Origin of the sequence: Streptomyces sp. ALI-76-A (assembly GCF_030287445.1) — a bacterium.
Lineage (GTDB): Bacteria > Actinomycetota > Actinomycetes > Streptomycetales > Streptomycetaceae > Streptomyces.
In genome coordinates this window covers 769,581-788,909 of the sequence record NZ_JASVWB010000002.1, presented here as the reverse complement: position 1 = coordinate 788,909, position 19,329 = coordinate 769,581, and the positions used below count along the sequence as shown (strand labels likewise).

The window sequence follows — 19,329 nt, the reverse complement described above, 5'->3', positions numbered from 1 at the left end:
AGTCAGCCATGGAGTACTACGACCTCGGCACGCACGGCCGCTCCGTGACGACCTCGTCGGCACAGGCCCAGCTCTGGTTCGACCGCGGGCTGGTGTGGACGTACGCCTTCCACCACGAGGAGGCGGTCGCCTGCTTCGAGGCGGCGGCCGCGGCCGATCCCGACTGCGCCATGGCCCACTGGGGCATCGCCTACGCCCTGGGCCCGAACTACAACAAGCCCTGGGAGTTCTTCGACGGCCAGGAGCTGACCCGGACCGTCGACCGCACCCACGCCGCCGTCGAACTGGCCCACGAGAAGTCCGCCGACGCCACCCCCGTGGAACGGGCCCTGATCGGCGCGCTGCGCGCCCGCTATCCGCGGGCCGAGCCGGTGGACGACTGCTCGGTGTGGAACGAGCCGTACGCCGACAGCATGCGCGCGGTCCACGCCCTGGCCCCCGACGACCCGGACGTGGCCGCGCTGTACGCCGACGCGCTGATGAACCTCACGCCCTGGCAGCTGTGGGACCTGCGCAGCGGTGAGCCGGCCGACGGGGCCCGCACGCTGGAGGCCAAGGCCGTCCTGGACCGGGTGCTGGCCACCGACGCCGGGCGGCGGCACCCGGGCGCCCTGCACCTGTACGTCCATCTGATGGAGATGTCCCCGACTCCCGAGGCGGCCCTGTCCGTCGCCGACCGGCTGCGGGGCCTGGTCCCGGACGCCGGCCACCTCCACCACATGCCCTCGCACCTGGAGGTGCTCTGCGGCGACTACCGGCGGGTGGTGTCGGACAACAGTGCCGCGATCCTCGCGGACGAGAAGGTCCACGCACGCGCCGGGGCGATGAACTTCTACACGCTGTACCGGTCGCACAACTACCACTTCAAGATCTACGGCGCGATGTTCCTCGGCCAGTGCGAGGTCGCCCTGGAGACCGCCGCGCGACTGGAGGCGTCGATCCCCGAGGAACTGCTGCGGGTGGAGAGCCCGCCCATGGCCGACTGGCTGGAGGGCTTCCTCGCCATGCGGGCGCATGTCCTGATCCGCTTCGGCCGCTGGGCCGACATCCTGGCCCTGCCCCTGCCCGCCGACCCGGAGCTCCACTGCGTGACGACCGCGATGCTCCACTACGCCCGCGGTGTCGCCCTCTCGGCCACCCACCGGGTCGCCGAGGCGGAGACCGAACGCCGGCTGTTCCACGAGGCGGTCGCCCGGGTCCCCGAGAGCCGCATGCTGTTCAACAACACGTGCGCCGACATCCTCGCCATCGCCTCCGCGATGCTCGACGGCGAACTGGAGTACCGCAAAGGCCATCTCGACGCAGCCTTCGCCGCCCTGGAACGCTCGATCGACCTGGACGACAACCTCCCCTACGACGAGCCCTGGGGCTGGATGCAGCCCACCCGCCACGCCTACGGCGCCCTGCTCCTCGAACAGGGCCGCGTCGCGGAGGCCGAGGCCGTCTACCGCGCCGACCTCGGTCTGGACGACACGCTCCCGCGCGCCCTCCAGCACCCGGGCAACGTGTGGGCCCTGCACGGCTTCCACGAGTGCCTGGTCCGCCTGGGCAGGGCGGGGGAGGCACGGATCGTCGCCCAGCACCTGCGCACCGCCGCCGCACTGGCCGACGTACCCGTCGAGGCGTCGTGCTTCTGCCGCCTCGACACCGACCCCCGAGCGGGCGACGGGGACGGTTGCTGCGGGGACTGACCCGCGCCGCGGGCCGGTCCCCTCCGGGCGGACCGGCCCGGAGCAGGCACGTTTCTTCGGTAGGCTGGGGCGTCGTCGCTGAGAGGAACATGCTGTCGTGGTCGGTCCGCAACCGGACGCCCTCGGACCGTTGCTCCGCGGATTCCGGCACGCCGCCGGCCTGACGCTGGAGGAACTCGCCGAGGCCTCGGGCGTCAGTGACCGCGCCATCGGCGACATGGAACGGGGTCACAGCAAAGGACCGCAGGCGCGCACCGTCCAGGCGCTGGCCGCCGCCCTCGGCCTGGTGGGGAAGGACGCCGACGCCCTGCTCGCCGCCGCCCGGGACGGCCGACGCCGCACCCGGCCCACCACGTTCGGCCTGTGCGACCTCCCGCCGGCCGTCCCCGACTTCGCCGGCCGCGACGAGGAGCTGCACTGGCTCGACACGGCCGGACCGGGACCGGCAGCGGGCACGCACGCCGTCGTCGTCACCGGTGCCCCCGGAGTCGGCAAGACGACACTGGTCGTCGAGGCCGCCCACCGGCAGGCACAGCGCTACGACGACGGACGCCTGTTCCTCAACCTGCGCGGCCTGGACGCCGAGCCGCTGGACCCCCACGACGCGCTGGCCCGACTGCTGAAGGCACTCGGCGTGCGGGAACGCGACCTGCCGGCCGACCCCGAGGAACGCCAGGTGCTCCACCGCCGCCTGGTCCGCGACCGGAACGTCCTCGTCATCCTCGACAACGCCGCCGACGAGGCGCAGCTGCGCCCGCTGCTGCCCGGCGGCGGGACCTGCACCTTCTGGATCACCAGCCGCCGCGCGCTGACCGGCATCGAACACGCCCGGCGTCTCGTGCCGCCCCCGCTCGCGGCCGACGCGGCCACCGCCCTGCTGGCGACCATCACCGCCGACCGGGCGGGGCACGGGACGCACGAGCGGGACACGGCCTCCCTGCGGCGCGTCGCCGACCTCTGCGGCGGCCTGCCGCTGGCCCTGCGCATCGCCGGCAACCGCCTGGTGAGCCGTCCGGCCTGGAGCGCGACGAGCCTGGCCGACCGGCTGGCGGCCGAGGACCTGCGCCTTGACCGCCTGACCGCCGGAGACCTCCGGATCAAGTCGGCGTTCACTCTGTCCTACGAGCAACTGACCGGCCCCGCGCGCCAGTTGTTCCGACGGCTGGCGCTGGTGCCCGGTCCCGACTTCTCACCCGCCCTCGGAGCCGCGCTCACCTCGTCCGATGCCCCGGACGTGGAGCGGATTACGGACGAGCTCATCGAACTCGGGCTGCTGAACGCCGGCGGCGACGACCGGGCCTCGTTCCATGACCTGGTGCGGCTGTACGCCTACCAGCGTCTGTGCGACGAGGAGAGCCCCGAGGAACGACAGGCGGCCCGCGCGGCGCTGGACACCTGGCTCCTGGACACCGCCCGTACCGCCGGCCAGTGGTTCGAACCTGGCCTTGCCCCGGGCACCGTCGACGGCCCGCTCGTCGACCTCCACGACGCGCCCTCCGCCCAGCACTGGCTGCGGTCGGAGAGCGTCAACTGGTTCGCCGCCCTGCGTGCCGCCGCGGCGGCCGGCGCGCACCGCACGGTCGTCGACGTGGCGGAGTCCATGCACTGGTTCTCCGACCGCTGGATCCACTGGGGACACTGGCACACCGTCTTCGCGCTGTCGCGGTCCGCCGCCCACGCGCTCGGCGACCCCGGACTCGAAGCCACCCACGCCAACTACCTCGCCTGGGCGTTCAGCAACTGCCTCGGCCGGCCCGCCGACGCCATGGTTCTCGCCCTGGAGGCCGCCCAGCTCGCCCGCCGGGCGGACAGTCCGGTGCAGGAGGCGTGGTCGCTGACGTACGCCGCCTACGCCGCCACCGACTCGGGGGAGTTCGGGGCCGCCGTCGACCAGGCGCGGCGGGCCGCGGAGTTGTTCGCCGCAGCGGGGGACAAGGAGGGCCACCCGCAGGCGCTCCTCGGCCTCGCGCTCAACCTGCGGGCGGCGGGCCGGTTCCAGGAGGCCGTCGATGTCTTCGACACCACCGTGGCGCGGTTGACCGACCCGAGCACGGCTCCGGCGCCGCACATCGCGGACCTCACGGTGATGAACGCCCTGACCGGCAAGGCGCTGGTCCTGCTGGACCTGGGCCTCTGGGAGGCGGCGAACGAGGTCTGCGACCGGGCGCTGGAGCTGGACGCCCACGTGGGCATCGCCCTGAACCGCGGGGTACCGGCGATGCGCAAGGCGCAGGCGCTGTGGGCGCTGCACCGGCGCGACGAGGCGGTGGTGATGATCGAGGACGCCGTCCGCTGCTTCACCGAGGCCCGGTCCGACCGGTGGCTGGACGAGGCGAACGCGGTGCGGGAGAGCTGGCGGCACGAGGGCGCCGCGCCGCCGCCCTGACGCACGGCCCGCGCTCGGTGCGCCGCCACCGGTCCGCCTCTCGCGGCCCGTCCTCCTGCCCGACCCCACCGCCCGCTCCCCCCTCCCGGTTCCGCTCACCCTTCGCGCGTGCCGGAGAGCGCCTCGTCCGCCGGAGTGGGCGCGGGTCCGCCCGATCGCACCTCGGCCTGCCACTCGGTGGGCGACATGCCGTACGCGGCCCGGAACACGCGGCTGAAGTGCGCGGCGCTCACGAAACCCCAGCGCCGCGCCACCGACGCGACACCGGGCCCCCGCAGCGAGTGGCGCGCCAGGTCCCGACGGCACATGTCCAGCCGGCGGGCCTGGATCCACTTGGCCAGCGTGGTGTCCTCGCGCTCGAAGAGCTTGTGCAGGTACCGGACCGAGATGTGGTGGGCGGCCGCGACGGCCGGCGGGGCCAGTCCCGGATCGGCCAGGTGCCTCAGCACGTAGGTCTGGACCCGGGTCAGCATCGCCCGGGCAGCTTCGGGTGTCTCCGGGGCGGGCCGGCCCTGCTCCTCCCGGACCAGGGCGGCCAGCAGGTCGCATGCGGTCAGGCCCAGCTGGTGTGCCGTCTCCGGGGTGACGTCCGCCGCGTCGCGGGCCAACGCTCCCAGGTAGGCCGCCACGACGCCGGCGCACCCGGCGCCGGGGGAGAACGCCCGCGCGGTGAGAGCCCGCACGTCCCGGCCCGCCAGATCGAGCGAGGACCTGGGCACGTCGAACGCGGTGAAGCCGAACGGCTCCGGCAGCTCCAGCAGGAACGGCCGCGCGGAGTCGGACAGGGCGAACTGGCCCGGTTCCAGGAGCACCTCACGCCGGTCCTGGACCAGCCGGGCGGTTCCGCGGTGCTGGAGGGTGAGTGTGAGGTGGGTCTCGCCGTCCCGCGTGATCATCCGGTGATCCCGTACGGCCCTCCGCGGCCCCGCGGAGACGGTCGAGACCCGGAGCGGGCCCAGCCGGCGGCTGGTGACCGCGGCCGTGGCCGACTCGGCGTCGGAGAGGCCGACACGCAGCGGCACGAACCTGAGGGAGACCGCGCCCCGCCGGATCTCCGCGCGGTCGGACGGGGACAGCGAAGAGGTCGACAGGGTGCTGCACATGACGACTGCTCCTTGATGGATCGTGACGCGGCTGCCGACCGTGCGGCGCGCTCCATCCCACCCCGGGCCGTCCGCCCGCACCAGGAAGAACAACAGGAAGAACAGCGGCGCGTCTTCGAGGCGCTCCCGCCGAGGCTCCGACCAGGCCCGTACCTGGCTTCGCGCGGGCGGGAATGTACCGGTGGGGGCTTGCGTTGACGCCCACGTAGCTGACATGCGCGGGCCAAGAAACCGAGAAACCCGCGATGTGGGCGGAAGGAGGACCTCATGGCACGCAACACCGTGCGTCCCGTCGTCACGCTGAGGTCGACGGCCGGGACCGGCGTCACCTATGTGACGCGCAAGAACCGTCTCACCGATCCCGACCGGCTGGTCCTGCGCAAGTACGACCCGGTGGCCGGGGAGCACGTCGCCTTCCGCGAGGCGAGGTGAGACGGACCGTCACCCCTCGCCGGACAGCCGTAGGAAAGGACACACCATGAGGCACGCCATCCACCCCGTCTCCCGCCCGGTCGTCTTCCGCGACCGCGCGGCGGGAGCCACGTTCCTCACCCGCTCGACCGCGCCCGCGTCGCGGACGATCGAGTGGACGGACGGCACCACCTACCCGCTGATCGACGTCGAGATCTCGTCGGCCAGCCACCCGTTCTACACCGGCACCACGCGGGTCGTGGACACCGCGGGCCGTGTGGAGCGGTTCGAGCGGCGCTACGGCACCGCGTCCGGCGCCCACCGCTGACCGGGCCGCGGTCTTCGCACACGAGGAGGACACGGACATGAAGGTACGCGCGTCCCTGCGCTCGCTGAAGTCGAAGCCGGGGGCCCAGGTGGTACGCCGCCGGGGAGTGACGTTCGTGATCAACAAGAAGGACCCGCGCTTCAAGGCACGCCAGGGCTGAGGCGGCGCGTCCACCCGGCCGGCCCGGCCCCGCACTGCGCGGTGGCCGGGCCGGCCGCCGTGCCGGGTGCCGTGCCGCCCGGCCGGGCTGTACGTCGTCCGGCCGATGGGAACGCCGACCCGTTGTGCCGCCGTTTCACACGGCCTGGCCGCACGCCCTCAGGCCGACGGGGTCGCCGGTGGCGAGGCGGGCACGGCGCGCACCGGATGCTTGCTCATGACCGACACCCGGTTGAAGGCGTTCATCGTGATCGCCACCCAGATCACCGCCGATATCTCGTCGTCGGACAGCACGGCCCGGGCTTCGGCGTAGGCACTCTCCTGTGTCCCGGCGTCCGCCGGGCGCGTGGTGGCCTCGGCGAGCGCGAGCGCGGCCCGCTCCCGGGGGGTGAACAGATCGGTGTCCCGCCAGGCCGGAAGGACACCCAGGCGCTGGACGGTCTCGCCGGCGCGCAGCGCGGCCCTGGTGTGCAGGTTGAGGCAGTAGGCGCAGGTGTTGATCTGGGACACCCGGATGTTCACCAGCTCGACGAGCGGCCGGTCCAGTCCCGCCGCGGCGGCGACGCCCCGGACGGCCTCGGCCGTGGCGGTCAGGGCGCGGTAGGCCTCCGGACTCTGCTTGTCGACGAAGACCCGTACGCCGGTGGCCGCCGCTGCCGTATCTGTCACGTGTGCACTCCTCGATCGCGATCTCTCGCTGATCGTCCTATCACGCGCCGCGGACCCCGGCCGCGCCGGGAAGGCGGGCCCGGGTCCGTCGGCCGACCGCGCCGCGCACGACCGGTGCCGGCGCGGCGGACCGGCGCCAGCGGTCGGGGACCTCCGCGATCTTCACACCGCCCCGCAGGCCCAGGCTGTTCACCCGGGCGACGTCGCCGCCGCCGGGCTCCCTGACGGCGGTCCGCCACGTGTGCGTCCCGACGGCCCTGTGTGACGCGGTGCCGCACGGCACTGGGCCGACCTCAGCACGACAGGGAGGAGTGGAGGCGGCGAGGCACCTGACAGATGTCAGGGCCCCGGCGGATCAGCGGCACTCGTGCGCGGGAGCCGGCGCTGCCGCCGCTCCCGACCCCGGGGACCGGGCCGGCGGGGCGATGCGCCGGGGCAGCAGGGCCAGGTGCTCCTCGTGCACCAGGTTGAACCGCAGCGCCAGAGTCACCAGGTCCTCGCGCTTGGCGCCCACCCGTCCGCCGTCCTTCGGGCCGTTCGCCGTCAGGTCGTCCTCGTGGACGGTCCGCAGCCGGAGCTTCGCGGACGTCAGGTAGTCGATGTGGTAGTTCACCGCCGAGCGGGTCAGGTCGCGGCACGACTCCAGGGGACGCAGCCGCTCCACGATCTCCCCGGCGCCGGGCAGGGCAGCGCCGGAGGAACTGCGCAGCCGGGGCTCGCACAGCGCGACCAGCACCAGGAAGTACTTCGAGGTCGGGTCCAGGGAGAAGGGGCTGACGGTCCGCTCCCCGTAGTCGGGACCCGCCCCGTCCTGCGCGTACGCGTGCTGCGGCGCGAACACCTTGAAGGTCGCGGTGCCGTCCAGGGCGGGCAGCACCACCCGGGAGAACTCGAACGGGACGGGCGCGCCGAGCCGCCCCGGCGCCACCTTGATGTACTCGCCGGCTCCTTCGAGGTTCTCCACCGCGTAGGTGGACGTGGCGCTGAAGTTCGACAGCCGCCAGAAGTCCCCGGCGGCCTCGATGAGTCCGGCGTGGCGCGACACACCCGGATCGGTCAGCACGATGGCCGGCGTGCTGCCGGGCGCTCCCCGGCCGAAGTCCTTCGTCTCACCGGGCCCCATGTGCAGCAGCCGCGGGATCCGGTGAATTCCTCGGTGCGCGGCCGGCGTTTCGTCGGGCAACTGCACGATAACGGTGTCCATAACACGCTTCCCCCGTGTTCCCCCGTCGTGGTCGTCGAAAATTCTAGAGGCTCGGCCGGGTATTCCGGAGCGCCTGAACAGGTCGTTCTCCCCGCACGTCCGCCCTGCCGCGCGCCGGCCCGACCGGACCCGCGCATCCGGACGTGTCCGTGCCGGGAAAACCCCGTCCCACCGGCGCGAAGAAGCCTTCAGGGGGGTGCACGGGAGGACCGGTCGCAGCGGTCGCTCCCGTGACGACCGGAGGCCGCCCGGGCACCTGGTCCGGCGCGGCCGCGGATCCGGTGCCGAACATCCTTCCGTTCATACGGGTTCCGGTGGCCGAATACGGCGTGGGCGACCTCACCGGGGTTCCCGGATATACCGGCCCGGCTTCCCCGCGCCGCGTTCCCGAATGATCAGCGGGTATTTTCCGGCGCCGAGATCAGCGCGGGCGGTGCACGACGGCGCAGAGTTCCGGCGTTTCCCGGTTGCCCGGGCCCCGATGCCACCACGGAGCGCCGGGCACGGGCACAGGCCGCTGCACGCTGCCCGCCGCGCGGTCCGGCAGGTGCGCCCTACCCCGCCACCGACCGCAGATACGCGCCGAGCCGGGCGACGGCGGACGGGTTGCGGGGACTTTCGACCAGGTCGGCGTAGTCGAGGACGACGATCCGCCGGTGCCGGACCGCCGAGACGCCCCGCAGCGGCGCGTAGGAGAGCAGGAACTCCCGTTTCTGCTCGGCGCTGACGTCCCCGTAGTCGCAGATCACGATGACGTCCGGATCCCGGCGCACGACGCTCTCCCAGCCGACGGTCGTCCAGGAGTCCTCGACGTCGTGCATGACGTTGGTCCCGCCGGCCTCGCTGATGATCTGCTCGGGGGCGGCGTAACGGCCCGAGGTGAACGGCTGGTCCTGGCCGCTGTCGTACAGGAAGACCTTCGGCCGCGCCGCGCCCCGCGGCGCCTTCGCCCGGACGTCGGCGATCCGCTGCTCGAAGCCGGCGACCAGCGCGGCCGCCCGCTCCTCGACACCGAACAGCTTCCCCAGGTTGGTGAGATCGGCGTACAGCGCCTGAAGCGGCGGCATGACCCCGCGCGAGCTCTCGGTACGGCCGTTGCGGCAGGACTCGGTGAGGACGTACGACGGGATGCCGAGCTTCTCCAGCGCGTCGGGCGTGAAGCCGCTGTCGTCCCGGAAGCCGTAGTTCCAGCCGGCGAACACGAGGTCGGCGCGGGCGTCGAGCACCACCTCCTTGGTCAGCTGGTCCTTCGACAGCCACGGCACCGTGTCGTAGCCGTCCTGCCAGGGCACCTCGCTCAGGTCGCCCTTGTCGTCAGGCATCGCGAACCCGGCCATACGGTCCTCCAGACCGAGCGCGAACATCAGCTCGGTGATCCCGACGTCGTTGGTGACCACGCGCTCGGGGACCTTGTCGTAGGTGACCTTCCGGCCGCAGTTGGTGAGCGTGACCGCGGCGGACCTCGCGTCCTTCGACGACGGCTCGACCTCCGCCCCGCACCCGGAGGCGGTGACGGTCGCGACGAGGCAGAGTGCGGCGGCGAGCAGCTTGCGCATGGCGGGGTCCTTTACGGGGCGGTGGTCGGGAGCCGGTCGAACAGGAGCTGGACGGCACCGGTCTCCGGATGCCGTACAGGATGCGCGCGGACCCCGAACACCTCGGCGAGCAGGTCCGGTCGGAGCACGTCGTGCGGTGGGCCGGAGGCGACGATCCGGCCGCCGGAGAGCACGTACAGCACGTCGCAGTGCGCGGCGGCCAGGTTCAGGTCGTGCAGTGCGGCGAGCACCGTCAGTCCGCTCGCCCGGACCAGGGACAGCACGTCCAACTGGTGCGCCACATCGAGGTGGTTGGTGGGCTCGTCGAGCACGAGCACCCTCGGCCGCTGGGCGAGCGCCCGGGCGATGAGCACCCGCTGCCTCTCCCCGCCGGACAGGGCCAGGAAGCCCCGGCCGGCGAGATGACCGACACCGGTGCGGTCCATGGCGTCCGCGCACACCGCCCGGTCGTCGGCGGCGGTACGGTCCCGGTGCGGCTGCCGGCCCATGGCGACCACCTCGGCGACGGTGAAGTCGAACTCGGCGGACGACTCCTGCGGCAGCGCGGCCAGCACCCGGGCCGCAGCCCGGGGAGGCAGGGCCCGCACGTCGTCGCCGTCCAGCCGCACCACTCCCGCGTCCGGCCGCAGCGCCCGGTACACGCAGCGCAGCAGCGTCGACTTGCCGCTGCCGTTCGGGCCGACGAGGCCGACGAACGCCCCGCTGTCCACGGTGAGCCGGACGTCGTCGACGAGCCGGGACCCGGCCACTTCGACCGTCACGCCCGTGAGGTCGAGCCGCATGGTCACCGCCCCCCGAACGCGTAGCCGCCGCGCCGCATCAGCAGCAGGAAGGCGGGCACCCCGACCACCGCGGTGATCACTCCGACGGGCAGCTCCGCGGGCGCGAGCAGGAGCCGGGACAGGACGTCCGCCCACACCAGCAGCACCGCGCCGACGAGCGGGGCCACCGCCAGCACCCGCCGGTGGTCGGCGCCCACCAGCATCCGCACCACGTGCGGCACCATCAGCCCGACGAAGCCGATGGCGCCGCTGACCGCGACCACGGTCCCGGTCACGGCCGCGGTCACGACGAACAGCTCCCGGCGCAGCCGCCCCGGCGGGACACCCAGCGCGGCGGACGTCTCGTCCCCCATCGCGAGCGCGTTGAGCGCCTCCGCCCGCACCCGCAGCCACAGCCACCCGGCCGTCACGGTCACCGCGGCGAGCGGCACCTGGACCCAGCTCGCGCCGCCCAGGCTGCCCAGCAGCCACATCATCGCCGAGCGTGCCGCCTCACCACGGGCGGCCCCGAACACCATCACGGTGGTGAGCGCCTCGAAGCCGTACGCCAGCGCCGTCCCGGTCAGGATCAGCCGCAGCGGGGTGAGCCCCTGCGGCGACCGGGCCATCGCGTACACCAGCGTCATCGCCGCGAGCGCCGATCCGAACGCCGACACGGACAGCGCCCACACCCCGAGTCCGGCGAACGCGCCCAGCAGGATGACCGCGTTGGCGCCCACCGCCGCACCGGAGGAGATGCCCAGCACGAACGGATCGGCGAGCGCGTTGCGGACCATCGCCTGCACCGCCACCCCCACGGTCGCGAGACCCGCCCCGACGACGGCGCCGAGCACCACCCGCGGCAGCCGGATCTCCCAGACGATCGTGTACGAGGCCGCGTCGGCCCCGCGCACCGTCCCGCCGGTCACCCCGGCGTACAGGAACCCGAGGACGTCGCCCCAGCCGATCCCCGCCGCGCCCAGGCCCACGCCGCACACCAGTGAGACGAGCAGGAACAGCGTCAGTCCGAGGACGAGGGGCAGGACGGACACCGGTCTTCGGCCGCGGCGCGCGGCGACGGTCGGGGCGGGGGACAGGCTTCGCTGCACGGTCGGGCGGTCCTTCGCCTGGGGCCGCCTGAGAAACGTCAAGGAGGCAGCCCGTACGGCGCGACGGCCGCGCGGTCCCCTCTCGCAGTCCACGGCGAGCAGTCAACGGGTCGCGACCTCGCCGTGGGCAATCGGGCTCGCGGGACGGACCACCAGGTCCCTCGCGCACACCGCTGCGGGTCAGCGCCGGATTCTCACCGGCTTCCCCCACGGGAGGCTCGGGGAGCGTAACAAACGACGGGGTGGGCGGGGGGCGGGGGTGCCGCACGGGGATCCGGCGGCCCGGGCGGCACCCCGGACCCGTCCCGACACCGGCCATCGGAACGGGTGTTTGCTGTGTGGCATGCGCAAACCCGGGCAGCGGCTGTGACGTGCGCCGGTGACCAGGACGGCGCGCGCCGTGTCGGGAGAAAGGCGCCAGTGTGGTCGAGGAGAGGGCTGAGGAGTCCGTCGCGAACCTGCCCCACCAGGTCCGGGAGGATCTGACCCGAAGGCTCCGCCGCAACCGAGGCGCCTTCCGCGAGGAGGACGTCCAGGTCGTCGAACGACCGCTGCTGCGGCGGGCGGTGGGCGCCTCCGCGCTCGGCAACTGCATGGAGTGGTTCGACTTCGGCGTCTACAGCTACCTCGCCGCCACCATCGGGAAGGTGTTCTTCCCGGGCGCCTCACCGGCCGCCCAGCTGATCTCGTCCTTCGCGACCTTCGCCGCGGCGTTCCTCGTCCGACCCCTCGGCGGCCTCGTCTTCGGCCCGCTGGGCGACCGGATCGGCCGGCAGAAGGTGCTCGCCACCACCATGATCATGATGGCGGCCGGCACCTTCGCCATCGGCCTGATCCCCAGCTACGCCACCATCGGCATCGCCGCGCCGGTCCTCCTGCTGCTGGCCCGCATGGTCCAGGGCTTCTCCACGGGCGGTGAGTACGGTGGCGCCACCACCTTCGTCGCCGAGTACTCCCCGGACCGCCGCCGCGGGTTCCTCTCCAGCTGGCTCGACTTCGGGACCTTCACCGGGTACGCCCTCGGCTCCGCGCTGGTCACCGTGCTGAACCTGCTGCTGACCGACGCCGAGATGCTGTCGTGGGGCTGGCGCGTCCCGTTCCTGATCGCCGGCCCGCTCGGCGTCATCGGCCTGTACATGCGGCTCAAGCTGGAGGAATCCCCGGCGTTCCAGCAGCAGTTGGACGCACACGAGAAGAACCTCGCTCAGGAGTCGGCGGGCGGCGAGCTGCGGACCGTCGTGAAGGACCACTGGCGGCCCCTGCTGATCTGCGCGGGCCTCGTGCTGCTCTACAACGTGACCAACTACATGGTCACCGGCTTCCTGCCCACCTATCAGACCGAGACGCTGCACCGTTCGAGCGGCTCCGCCGACGTGCTCGTGCTGACCGGCATGGTGTGGATCGTATTGCTGATCACCTTCCTCGGCCGGCTCAGCGACCGGGTCGGCCGACGACCCCTCTACGGGGTCGCGGCCGCCGCGATGATCGTCCTCGCGGTGCCGTCCTTCCTCCTCATCAAGGCGGACGGAACCTGGGCACCGATCCTCGGCGTGCTGATCCTCTCCACCCTGCTGGCCTGCTTCGCCGCGCCGAGCGCCGCCACCCTGCCCGCCCTGTTCCCGACCGCGGTCCGCTACGCGGCCATGGGCATCGGCTTCAACTTCGCGGTCGCCGCCTTCGGCGGCACCACCCCGCTGGTGACCGAGGCCCTGATCAGCGTCACCGGCGACGACATGGTGCCCGCCTACTACCTGATGCTGGCGGGCGTCATCGGGCTGGTGACGGTGAGGTTCCTGCCGGAGAGCGCGCAGGTGCCGCTCAGCGGTTCGCAGCCCATGGTCGGTTCGCGGGAGGAGCGCCGGGAACTGATCGGCACCTCCACGGACCTGTACCGCGTCGATCGGAGGCACACCGGGGTCGGTTGACCTGGCGGGCCCGGTCCGGGACCGTCTCGCGGCGGTCCCCCGGCCCACCGGAGAGCCGCTCCCCGGTGCGCCGTCACGGCACCGGAGCACCCTCCGGACTGCGGTATGCTTGATCCAGATCGCGGCGCCGAACCAACGGTGCCCGACGGTGCGTTGGTGGTCCAAGGAAAGACGCCCCGCTTCCTGCGGGGAGATGCAGGTGCAAGGCCTGCCCAGCGCTCGATCGTGAGCCCCGTTCCGCAGCACGCGGAGCGGGGTTCACGTGTGTCCGGCGTCCCGTTCGGCGTCCTCTCGCCAACGGTGTGCGAGCGTTCCGCTGCTCGTGGACCCGGGCCTCACCCGGCGCTCTGCCGCGCACCGAACATGTGCGCTGCATTTGAGACAACCCGGCCGGAGGACAAGGTGCGGACCTTTTCCCGGCGGAGACCTTTCCGCAGGCCGCCCGACAGCGCGGACGGACACCGAAGTGCGCGAATGAGTCAGCCCCGGATTTCCCCGCGCGCCGCCGGTTGATTGTTCAACGGGACCGCTGCGACAATCCCCTCCCGGCCACGTCGTCACCCCCCGACGTAAGGGCCGGCCGCCGAACAAGGCACCCGGTCACCGGAATTCGAATCGCGCGCATTTCGGATTCACGAATCCCCACACAGTCCGCACGGAGTATGACTCGGTGTGTGCTCCCGCGCGCCCGCGAGCTGAACGGACGACAGCTCGGCAGAGTCGGGTGCGCGGCATGAAGCAGCAGAGAAGGTGCATGGTGTCACGCCACTTCCCGCAGTTCGGCGGGCTGCCGCCCCACCACCCCGCATTCCCTCCCGAACAGGCGGGATCGCGGTCGGTGGCCCACGATCCCGCGTATCGGTCCCTCCGTCGCGCCCACCGCCGGTTCGGCGTGAGGTCGACGGCCGCCGCCGTCGGCGGATTCCTCCTGTACGTCCTGGTGTCGAGTTTCGTCCCCGGCCTGATGAACCGTTCCCTGAGCGGCCATCTCACGATCGGACTGGCACTGGGCCTCGGCCAGTTCGTGCTGATGGCCGTGATCGTGTGGCGTTACCTGGTGCACATGCGCACCCGGGTCACCCCGGTGGCCCGCGGTCTGCGCGGACTCGCCCGCCGCCACGAGGAGGCCGAGGCCAGAAGCCGGGCGGCGGCCGAGCGGCCCGTGGCACCCGGCGCGGGGGAGTACCGCCCGTGGTGACGACCGGCGCCGCGGTCGTGGACCGCTTCAGCCTGCAACTGACGCTCGTGCTCTTCCTGTCCGTGGTCGTGGTCACGCTGTTCACCGCCCTGCTGACCGCGCCGCAGCGCGACGAGATCAGCGAGTTCTACCTCGGCGACCGCACCATGAGCCCGCTGCGCAACGGGCTGGCGATGTGCGGGGACTACCTGTCGGCCGCGACCCTGCTGGGCAGCACCGGCCTGGTCGCCCTGACCGGCTACGACGGGCTGCTGTACCTGTGCGGCACCGCCGTGGCCTGGATGATGGTCCTGCTGCTGATCGCCGAACCCCTGCGCAACGCGGGCCGGTTCACCCTGGGCGACACCCTGGCGCTGCGCCTGCCGCGCGGGCAGCGGCCGGTCCGGCTGGCCCTGGCCCTGTGCACGCTGGCCATCACCGTGCTCTACCTGGTCGCCCAACTCGTCGGCAGCGTCGCCCTGCTGACCCAGTTCACCGGTGAGCCGAGCGCCGCGACCCGCACCCTGTGCGTCGTCGTCATCGGTACCGTCGTCATCGTGTACGCCGCCATCGGCGGCATGCCCGGAGCCACGTTCATCCAGATCGTCAAGGCCGTGATGCTGGTCTCCGGCGTCACCGTGACCGCCGTGATGGTGCTGCACCGCTACGACTGGAACGTCGACGCGCTGCTCGCCGCCGCGGCGGACAACAGCGGGCAGGGCACCCGGTTCCTGGAGCCCGGGCTCCGCTACGGCGCCAGCACCACCAGCAAACTGGACTTCTTCAGCCTGCAGTTGGCCATCGTGCTCGGGCTGGCCGCGCTCCCACACGTCATGATGCGGCTGCTCGCCCCGAAGTCGGGCGGCGTCCTGCGCTCCTCGGTGGTGTGGGCGATGGGCCTGGTCAGCCTGGTCTGCCTGGCCGCCGGCATTCTCGGCCTGGGCGCCACCGCCGTCGTGGGCCGGGACACCATCGTGGAGACCGACCGCAAGGGCGACGCGGCCGTCCTGCTGCTGGCGCACGCCCTGGGCGGCGGTGTCCTCACCGCCCTGCTGTCCTGCCTGGCCTTCGTCACCCTCCTCGCGGTCGCGGCGGGTCTCACCCTGGCAGCGGCCTCCTCCCTCGCCCATGACCTCTACGCCGAGGTGATCCGCAAGGGCAGGGCGAAGCAGACCGAGGAGCTGGCCGTCGCCCGGCTCTCCGCGGTCGTCATCGGTGTCCTCGGCATGCTGCTCGCGCTGGTCTCCTGGGGTGCCAACACCGCCACACTGGCCTTCCTCGCCTTCGCGATCGCCGCGTCGGCGATCCTGCCGACGCTCGTCTACACCCTGTTCTGGCGGCGCTTCACCGCGCAGGGCGCCCTGCTCAGCCTCTGCGGCGGCCTGCTGTGCTCGGTGCTGCTCGTCGTCTTCTCGCCCGTCGTGTCCTCCACCCCCTCCTCGCTCTACCCGGCCGCCGACTTCGCCTGGTTCCCGCTGCAGAACCCCGGCCTCGTCTCCATCCCGGCCGGATTCCTCCTGGGCTGGCTCGGCTCGGTGCTGAGCCGTCCCGAAGCGCCGGACGTCCATGAGGACTTCGAGGTGCGCACCCTCGTCGGCGCCGAATAGAGGTCTTCGGTGGATTCGGCCGAGAAGTCCGATCGGCGGCCGGGCCGACTTCGGTGGGCGCCGCGCTTTCCCGGAATGGGTGGCGAATGTGTGGAGTTCTCGTTCGCTGTTCATGCCGGGAAGGTGTGCGGGCTGTGTGACGTCGATCCGGAAGGTTTCACAGCCCGGCAAAGGCTTGCGGCGAGATCTCGTGTGCAGTAGTCAGGTGAATCATGAATTTGTTCAGCCGTGGCACCGCGTTCCGTCGCCCGGAGCCCGCCGTCGCTCCCTCACCCCACACCCGGTCGTCGGCCGCCTCCGCCGCCGTCCTCCCGAATCCCCGGCTGGCGGCGCTGACCGGCGAATGGGTCATCGACCCGGCACACAGCAGGATCGGCTTCTCCGTGCGGCACGCCATGGTGACCACGGTGCGCGGAGCTTTCACGGAATACCAGAGCCGTCTCTACTTCGACGGCCGCGATCCGTCCCGCTCGCAGGCGGAGATCATCCTGAACACCGCGAGCGTCGACACCGGTGTGGAGCAGCGTGACGCCCATCTGGTGGGCCGTGACTTCCTGGACGCCAGGACGTATCCGCGGATGCGCTTCACCAGCACCGGCGTGGACCTCGCGGAGACCGACGTCTACCGCATGACCGGCGAACTCACGATCAGGGAGACCACCCGGCCCGTCGTTCTGGAACTCACCTACATCGGACACGTCACCGACCCTTTCGGCTACGAACGGGTCGGCTTCGACGGGACCACCACCATCAACCGCTCCGAATGGGGTCTGACGTACAACTCCAAACTGGCCGAGGGCGGCGCCATGGTGAGCGAGAAGGTACGTCTCCAGTTCGACATCGCCGCCATCAGGTCGCTCCCCGTCGGCTGACCGGGCGGGCGGTGCACGGGAGTTGCGGACCGGAACCCGACCGGCCGGGACCGGGACGAGCCGCGGGTCCGGCGTCCGGGAGACGCCGGCTCCCCGGCCCCCGCCCGGCGCCGCCGTCCCGGTGCTCCGAGGCGTCCCGGTTCATCAGGTCAACTGTCCCGGACCCTTGACTCGCAGTGCGCCAGTCGCGATCCTCGTCCTCATATATTGCGCGGGTCATGACAACCCCACGGGCGGTCGAGCGCCCCGTCGACCGCGCGATCCCCCCGACCGAGGGACGTGGGCAGTGACCATGACCGGACGCCCGTACCACCGACGCAAAGACGTCACCGTGGTGTCGCTGCTCCTCCTCGTGCTGGCCATGACCCTCGGCCCCACGCCGAGTTCGGCGGCCGGCACCGACTGGTGGGTCCCCACCGCACGCCCCGCGCCGGACTCGCAGATCAACGTCACCGGTGAGCCGTTCACCGGCACCGACGCCCAGGGCGACGTGCGCGGCTTCGTCGACGCGCACAACCACCTGTTCGCCAACGAGGCCTTCGGCGGGCGGCTGATCTGCGGCAGGACGTTCTCCGAGGCCGGCATCGCCGACGCGCTCAAGGACTGCCCCGAGCACTACCCCGACGGCTCGCTCGCGATCTTCGACTACATCACCAACGGCGGCGACGGCAAGCACGACCCGGTGGGCTGGCCCACCTTCAAGGACTGGCCCGCCCACGACTCGCTGACCCACCAGCAGAACTACTACGCCTGGGTGGAGCGGGCCTGGCGCGGCGGCCAGCGCGTCCTCGTCAACGACCTCGTCACCAACGGCGTGATCTGCTCGGTGTACTTCTTCAAGGACCGCGGCTGCGACGAGATGACGTCGATCCGCCTCCAGGCGAAGCTGACGTACGACCTCCAGGCCTACATCGACAGGATGTACGGCGGCCCCGGCAAGGGCTGGTTCCGTATCGTCCTCGACAGCGCACAGGCCCGTGAGGTCATCAAGCAGGGCAAGCTGGCGGTCGTCCTCGGTGTGGAGACCTCCGAGCCGTTCGGCTGCAAGCAGGTCCTGGACATCGCGCAGTGCGACAGGGCCGACATCGACGCCGGGCTCGACGAGCTGTACGCCCTGGGCGTGCGCAGCATGTTCCTGTGCCACAAGTTCGACAACGCGCTGTGCGGGGTCCGCTTCGACGAGCACGGCCTCGGCACGGCCATCAACGTGGGCCAGTTCCTGTCGACCGGCACGTTCTGGCGGACCGAGAAGTGCACCGGCCCGCAGAAGGACAACCCCATCGGCGGCGCCGCGGCACCCGAGGCCGAGAAGGAACTCCCGGACGGCGTGGAGGTCCCCGCGTACGAGGCCGACGCCCAGTGCAACGTCCGCGGGCTGACCGACCTCGGTGAGTACGCGGTGCGCGGCATGATGAAACGCAAGATGATGCTGGAGATCGACCACATGAGCGTCAAGGCCACCGGCCGGGTGCTCGACATCTTCGAGGCCGGGTCGTACCCGGGCGTGCTGTCCTCGCACAGCTGGATGGACATCGCCTGGACCGAGCGGGTCTACGCCCTCGGCGGCTTCGTCGCCCAGTACATGCACGGCTCCGAGGAGTTCGCCGCGGAGGCGCGGCGCACGGACGCCCTGCGCGAGAAGTACGACGTCGGCTACGGCTACGGCACCGACATGAACGGCGTCGGCGGCTGGCCGGCCCCGCGCGGCGCGGACACCGCGAACCCGGTGACGTACCCCTACCGCAGCGTCGACGGTGGCTCCGTCATCGACCGGCAGACCACCGGCGAGCGCACCTGGGACCTGAACACCGACGGAGCCGCGCACTACGGCCTGGTCCCGGACTGGATCGAGGACATCCGGAAGGTCGGCGGCCAGGGCGTGGTGGACGACCTCTTCCGCGGAGCGGAGTCCTACCTGGGCACCTGGGGCGGGACGGAGAAGCACCAGGCCGGGCTCAACCTCGCCAAGGGCGCCTCGGCGACCGCCAGTTCGGCGGAGGCCAACCCGTTCACCAGCTACGCGCCGGGCCGGGCCGTGGACGGTGACACGGGCACCCGCTGGGCCAGCGACTGGAGCGACGACCAGTGGCTGCGGATCGACCTGGGCGCCACCCACCGGGTCGGCCGCGTCACGCTCGACTGGGAGCGCGCGTACGCCGGTTCGTACCGCGTCGAGCTGTCCACCGACGGTGTGAGCTGGCGGACGGCCTGGTCCACCACCGCCGGCGACGGCGGCCTCGACACGGTCCGCTTCACCGGGACACCGGCCCGCCACGTCCGCGTCCTCGGCCTGGACCGCGGCACCGACTGGGGGTACTCGCTGCGCGAGGTGGGCGTCCACAGCAGCTGACCGCGGGCCGGGACGACACGG

17 protein-coding genes and 1 riboswitch are annotated in these 19,329 nt (G+C 72.2%); of the genes, 10 read left to right on the top strand and 7 right to left on the bottom strand.

Annotation, left to right across the window (positions count from 1 at the left end):
• Positions 1-8 precede the first annotated feature (8 nt).
• Together QQS16_RS04290 and QQS16_RS04285 are read left to right on the top strand one after the other, a co-directional pair.
• A complete protein-coding gene (locus QQS16_RS04290) occupies positions 9-1,691 on the top strand; it encodes a tetratricopeptide repeat protein (protein ID WP_286060268.1) in 1,683 nt (560 codons plus the stop codon).
• A 97-nt stretch (positions 1,692-1,788) separates the two neighbouring features.
• Positions 1,789-4,077, top strand: a complete 2,289-nt coding sequence (locus tag QQS16_RS04285; RefSeq protein WP_286060267.1) for a helix-turn-helix domain-containing protein — start codon at positions 1,789-1,791, stop codon at positions 4,075-4,077.
• A 95-nt stretch (positions 4,078-4,172) separates the two neighbouring features.
• Here QQS16_RS04285 and QQS16_RS04280 read toward each other — a convergent pair whose 3' ends face one another.
• Positions 4,173-5,180 carry an AraC-like ligand-binding domain-containing protein gene (locus QQS16_RS04280; protein ID WP_286060266.1) on the bottom strand — a complete coding sequence of 336 codons (1,008 nt, stop codon included), beginning with the start codon at positions 5,178-5,180 and terminating at the stop codon, positions 4,173-4,175.
• 267 nt (positions 5,181-5,447) lie between these two features.
• On the opposite strand from QQS16_RS04280, the gene rpmG reads away from it, so the two are divergent.
• The 3 genes from rpmG to ykgO are packed head-to-tail and all read left to right on the top strand — an operon-like array spanning position 5,448 to position 6,079.
• A complete protein-coding gene (gene rpmG, locus QQS16_RS04275) occupies positions 5,448-5,612 on the top strand; it encodes a 50S ribosomal protein L33 (protein WP_286060265.1) in 165 nt (54 codons plus the stop codon).
• A gap of 46 nt (positions 5,613-5,658) precedes the next feature.
• Complete coding sequence (locus QQS16_RS04270) at positions 5,659-5,919, top strand: type B 50S ribosomal protein L31 (protein WP_286060264.1); 261 nt, start codon at positions 5,659-5,661, stop codon at positions 5,917-5,919.
• Between the two features lie 37 nt (positions 5,920-5,956).
• Complete coding sequence (gene ykgO / locus QQS16_RS04265) at positions 5,957-6,079, top strand: type B 50S ribosomal protein L36 (RefSeq protein WP_037649517.1); 123 nt, start codon at positions 5,957-5,959, stop codon at positions 6,077-6,079.
• A gap of 158 nt (positions 6,080-6,237) precedes the next feature.
• Here the strand turns inward: ykgO and QQS16_RS04260 are convergent, their stop codons facing one another.
• The 6 genes from QQS16_RS04260 to QQS16_RS04235 all read right to left on the bottom strand — a co-directional run bounded on the left by QQS16_RS04260 (position 6,238) and on the right by QQS16_RS04235 (position 11,320).
• Positions 6,238-6,747, bottom strand: a complete 510-nt coding sequence (locus tag QQS16_RS04260; protein WP_286060263.1) for a carboxymuconolactone decarboxylase family protein — start codon at positions 6,745-6,747, stop codon at positions 6,238-6,240.
• Positions 6,748-6,787: 40 nt separating this feature from the next.
• Complete coding sequence (locus QQS16_RS04255) at positions 6,788-6,940, bottom strand: hypothetical protein (protein ID WP_286060262.1); 153 nt, start codon at positions 6,938-6,940, stop codon at positions 6,788-6,790.
• Positions 6,941-7,102: 162 nt separating this feature from the next.
• Positions 7,103-7,951, bottom strand: coding sequence for a serine/threonine protein kinase (locus QQS16_RS04250; RefSeq protein ID WP_286060261.1), 849 nt, complete (start codon positions 7,949-7,951; stop codon positions 7,103-7,105).
• A gap of 554 nt (positions 7,952-8,505) precedes the next feature.
• A complete protein-coding gene (locus tag QQS16_RS04245) occupies positions 8,506-9,507 on the bottom strand; it encodes an ABC transporter substrate-binding protein (protein ID WP_286060260.1) in 1,002 nt (333 codons plus the stop codon).
• A gap of 11 nt (positions 9,508-9,518) precedes the next feature.
• Positions 9,519-10,289, bottom strand: coding sequence for an ABC transporter ATP-binding protein (locus tag QQS16_RS04240; protein ID WP_286060259.1), 771 nt, complete (start codon positions 10,287-10,289; stop codon positions 9,519-9,521).
• Between the two features lie 2 nt (positions 10,290-10,291).
• Entirely contained in the window at positions 10,292-11,320 is a 1,029-nt protein-coding gene (locus QQS16_RS04235; RefSeq protein ID WP_286066221.1) for a FecCD family ABC transporter permease, read from the bottom strand.
• Between the two features lie 182 nt (positions 11,321-11,502).
• A riboswitch (cobalamin riboswitch) is annotated at positions 11,503-11,585 on the bottom strand.
• Between the two features lie 214 nt (positions 11,586-11,799).
• Here QQS16_RS04235 and QQS16_RS04230 point away from each other — a divergent pair.
• The 5 genes from QQS16_RS04230 to QQS16_RS04210 all read left to right on the top strand — a co-directional run bounded on the left by QQS16_RS04230 (position 11,800) and on the right by QQS16_RS04210 (position 19,308).
• Positions 11,800-13,302 carry an MFS transporter gene (locus QQS16_RS04230; protein ID WP_286060258.1) on the top strand — a complete coding sequence of 501 codons (1,503 nt, stop codon included), beginning with the start codon at positions 11,800-11,802 and terminating at the stop codon, positions 13,300-13,302.
• A 733-nt stretch (positions 13,303-14,035) separates the two neighbouring features.
• Positions 14,036-14,500: a DUF485 domain-containing protein gene (locus QQS16_RS04225; RefSeq protein WP_286060257.1), complete on the top strand. Its 465-nt coding sequence runs from the start codon at positions 14,036-14,038 to the stop codon at positions 14,498-14,500.
• Complete coding sequence (locus QQS16_RS04220) at positions 14,494-16,086, top strand: sodium/solute symporter (RefSeq protein WP_286060256.1); 1,593 nt, start codon at positions 14,494-14,496, stop codon at positions 16,084-16,086. The genes QQS16_RS04225 and QQS16_RS04220 overlap by 7 nt, the downstream gene beginning before the upstream one ends.
• 212 nt (positions 16,087-16,298) lie before the next feature.
• The gene (locus QQS16_RS04215) at positions 16,299-16,958 is read left to right on the top strand and encodes a YceI family protein (RefSeq protein ID WP_286060255.1); all 660 of its coding nucleotides are present in this window, start codon (positions 16,299-16,301) and stop codon (positions 16,956-16,958) included.
• A gap of 292 nt (positions 16,959-17,250) precedes the next feature.
• Positions 17,251-19,308, top strand: coding sequence for a galactose-binding domain-containing protein (locus QQS16_RS04210; protein WP_286066220.1), 2,058 nt, complete (start codon positions 17,251-17,253; stop codon positions 19,306-19,308).
• Positions 19,309-19,329: the final 21 nt, after the last annotated feature.

Excerpts from the sequence above, each read along its gene's own strand:
- QQS16_RS04290 (WP_286060268.1), top strand. The coding sequence starts at position 9 with ATGGAGTACTACGACCTCGGCACGCACGGCCGCTCCGTGACGACCTCG.
- QQS16_RS04280 (WP_286060266.1), bottom strand. The coding sequence starts at position 5,180 with ATGTGCAGCACCCTGTCGACCTCTTCGCTGTCCCCGTCCGACCGCGCG.
- rpmG (WP_286060265.1), top strand. The coding sequence starts at position 5,448 with ATGGCACGCAACACCGTGCGTCCCGTCGTCACGCTGAGGTCGACGGCC.
- QQS16_RS04270 (WP_286060264.1), top strand. The coding sequence starts at position 5,659 with ATGAGGCACGCCATCCACCCCGTCTCCCGCCCGGTCGTCTTCCGCGAC.
- ykgO (WP_037649517.1), top strand. The coding sequence starts at position 5,957 with ATGAAGGTACGCGCGTCCCTGCGCTCGCTGAAGTCGAAGCCGGGGGCC.
- QQS16_RS04250 (WP_286060261.1), bottom strand. The coding sequence starts at position 7,951 with ATGGACACCGTTATCGTGCAGTTGCCCGACGAAACGCCGGCCGCGCAC.
- QQS16_RS04245 (WP_286060260.1), bottom strand. The coding sequence starts at position 9,507 with ATGCGCAAGCTGCTCGCCGCCGCACTCTGCCTCGTCGCGACCGTCACC.
- QQS16_RS04240 (WP_286060259.1), bottom strand. The coding sequence starts at position 10,289 with ATGCGGCTCGACCTCACGGGCGTGACGGTCGAAGTGGCCGGGTCCCGG.
- QQS16_RS04225 (WP_286060257.1), top strand. The coding sequence starts at position 14,036 with ATGAAGCAGCAGAGAAGGTGCATGGTGTCACGCCACTTCCCGCAGTTC.
- QQS16_RS04215 (WP_286060255.1), top strand. The coding sequence starts at position 16,299 with ATGAATTTGTTCAGCCGTGGCACCGCGTTCCGTCGCCCGGAGCCCGCC.
- QQS16_RS04210 (WP_286066220.1), top strand. The coding sequence starts at position 17,251 with ATGACCGGACGCCCGTACCACCGACGCAAAGACGTCACCGTGGTGTCG.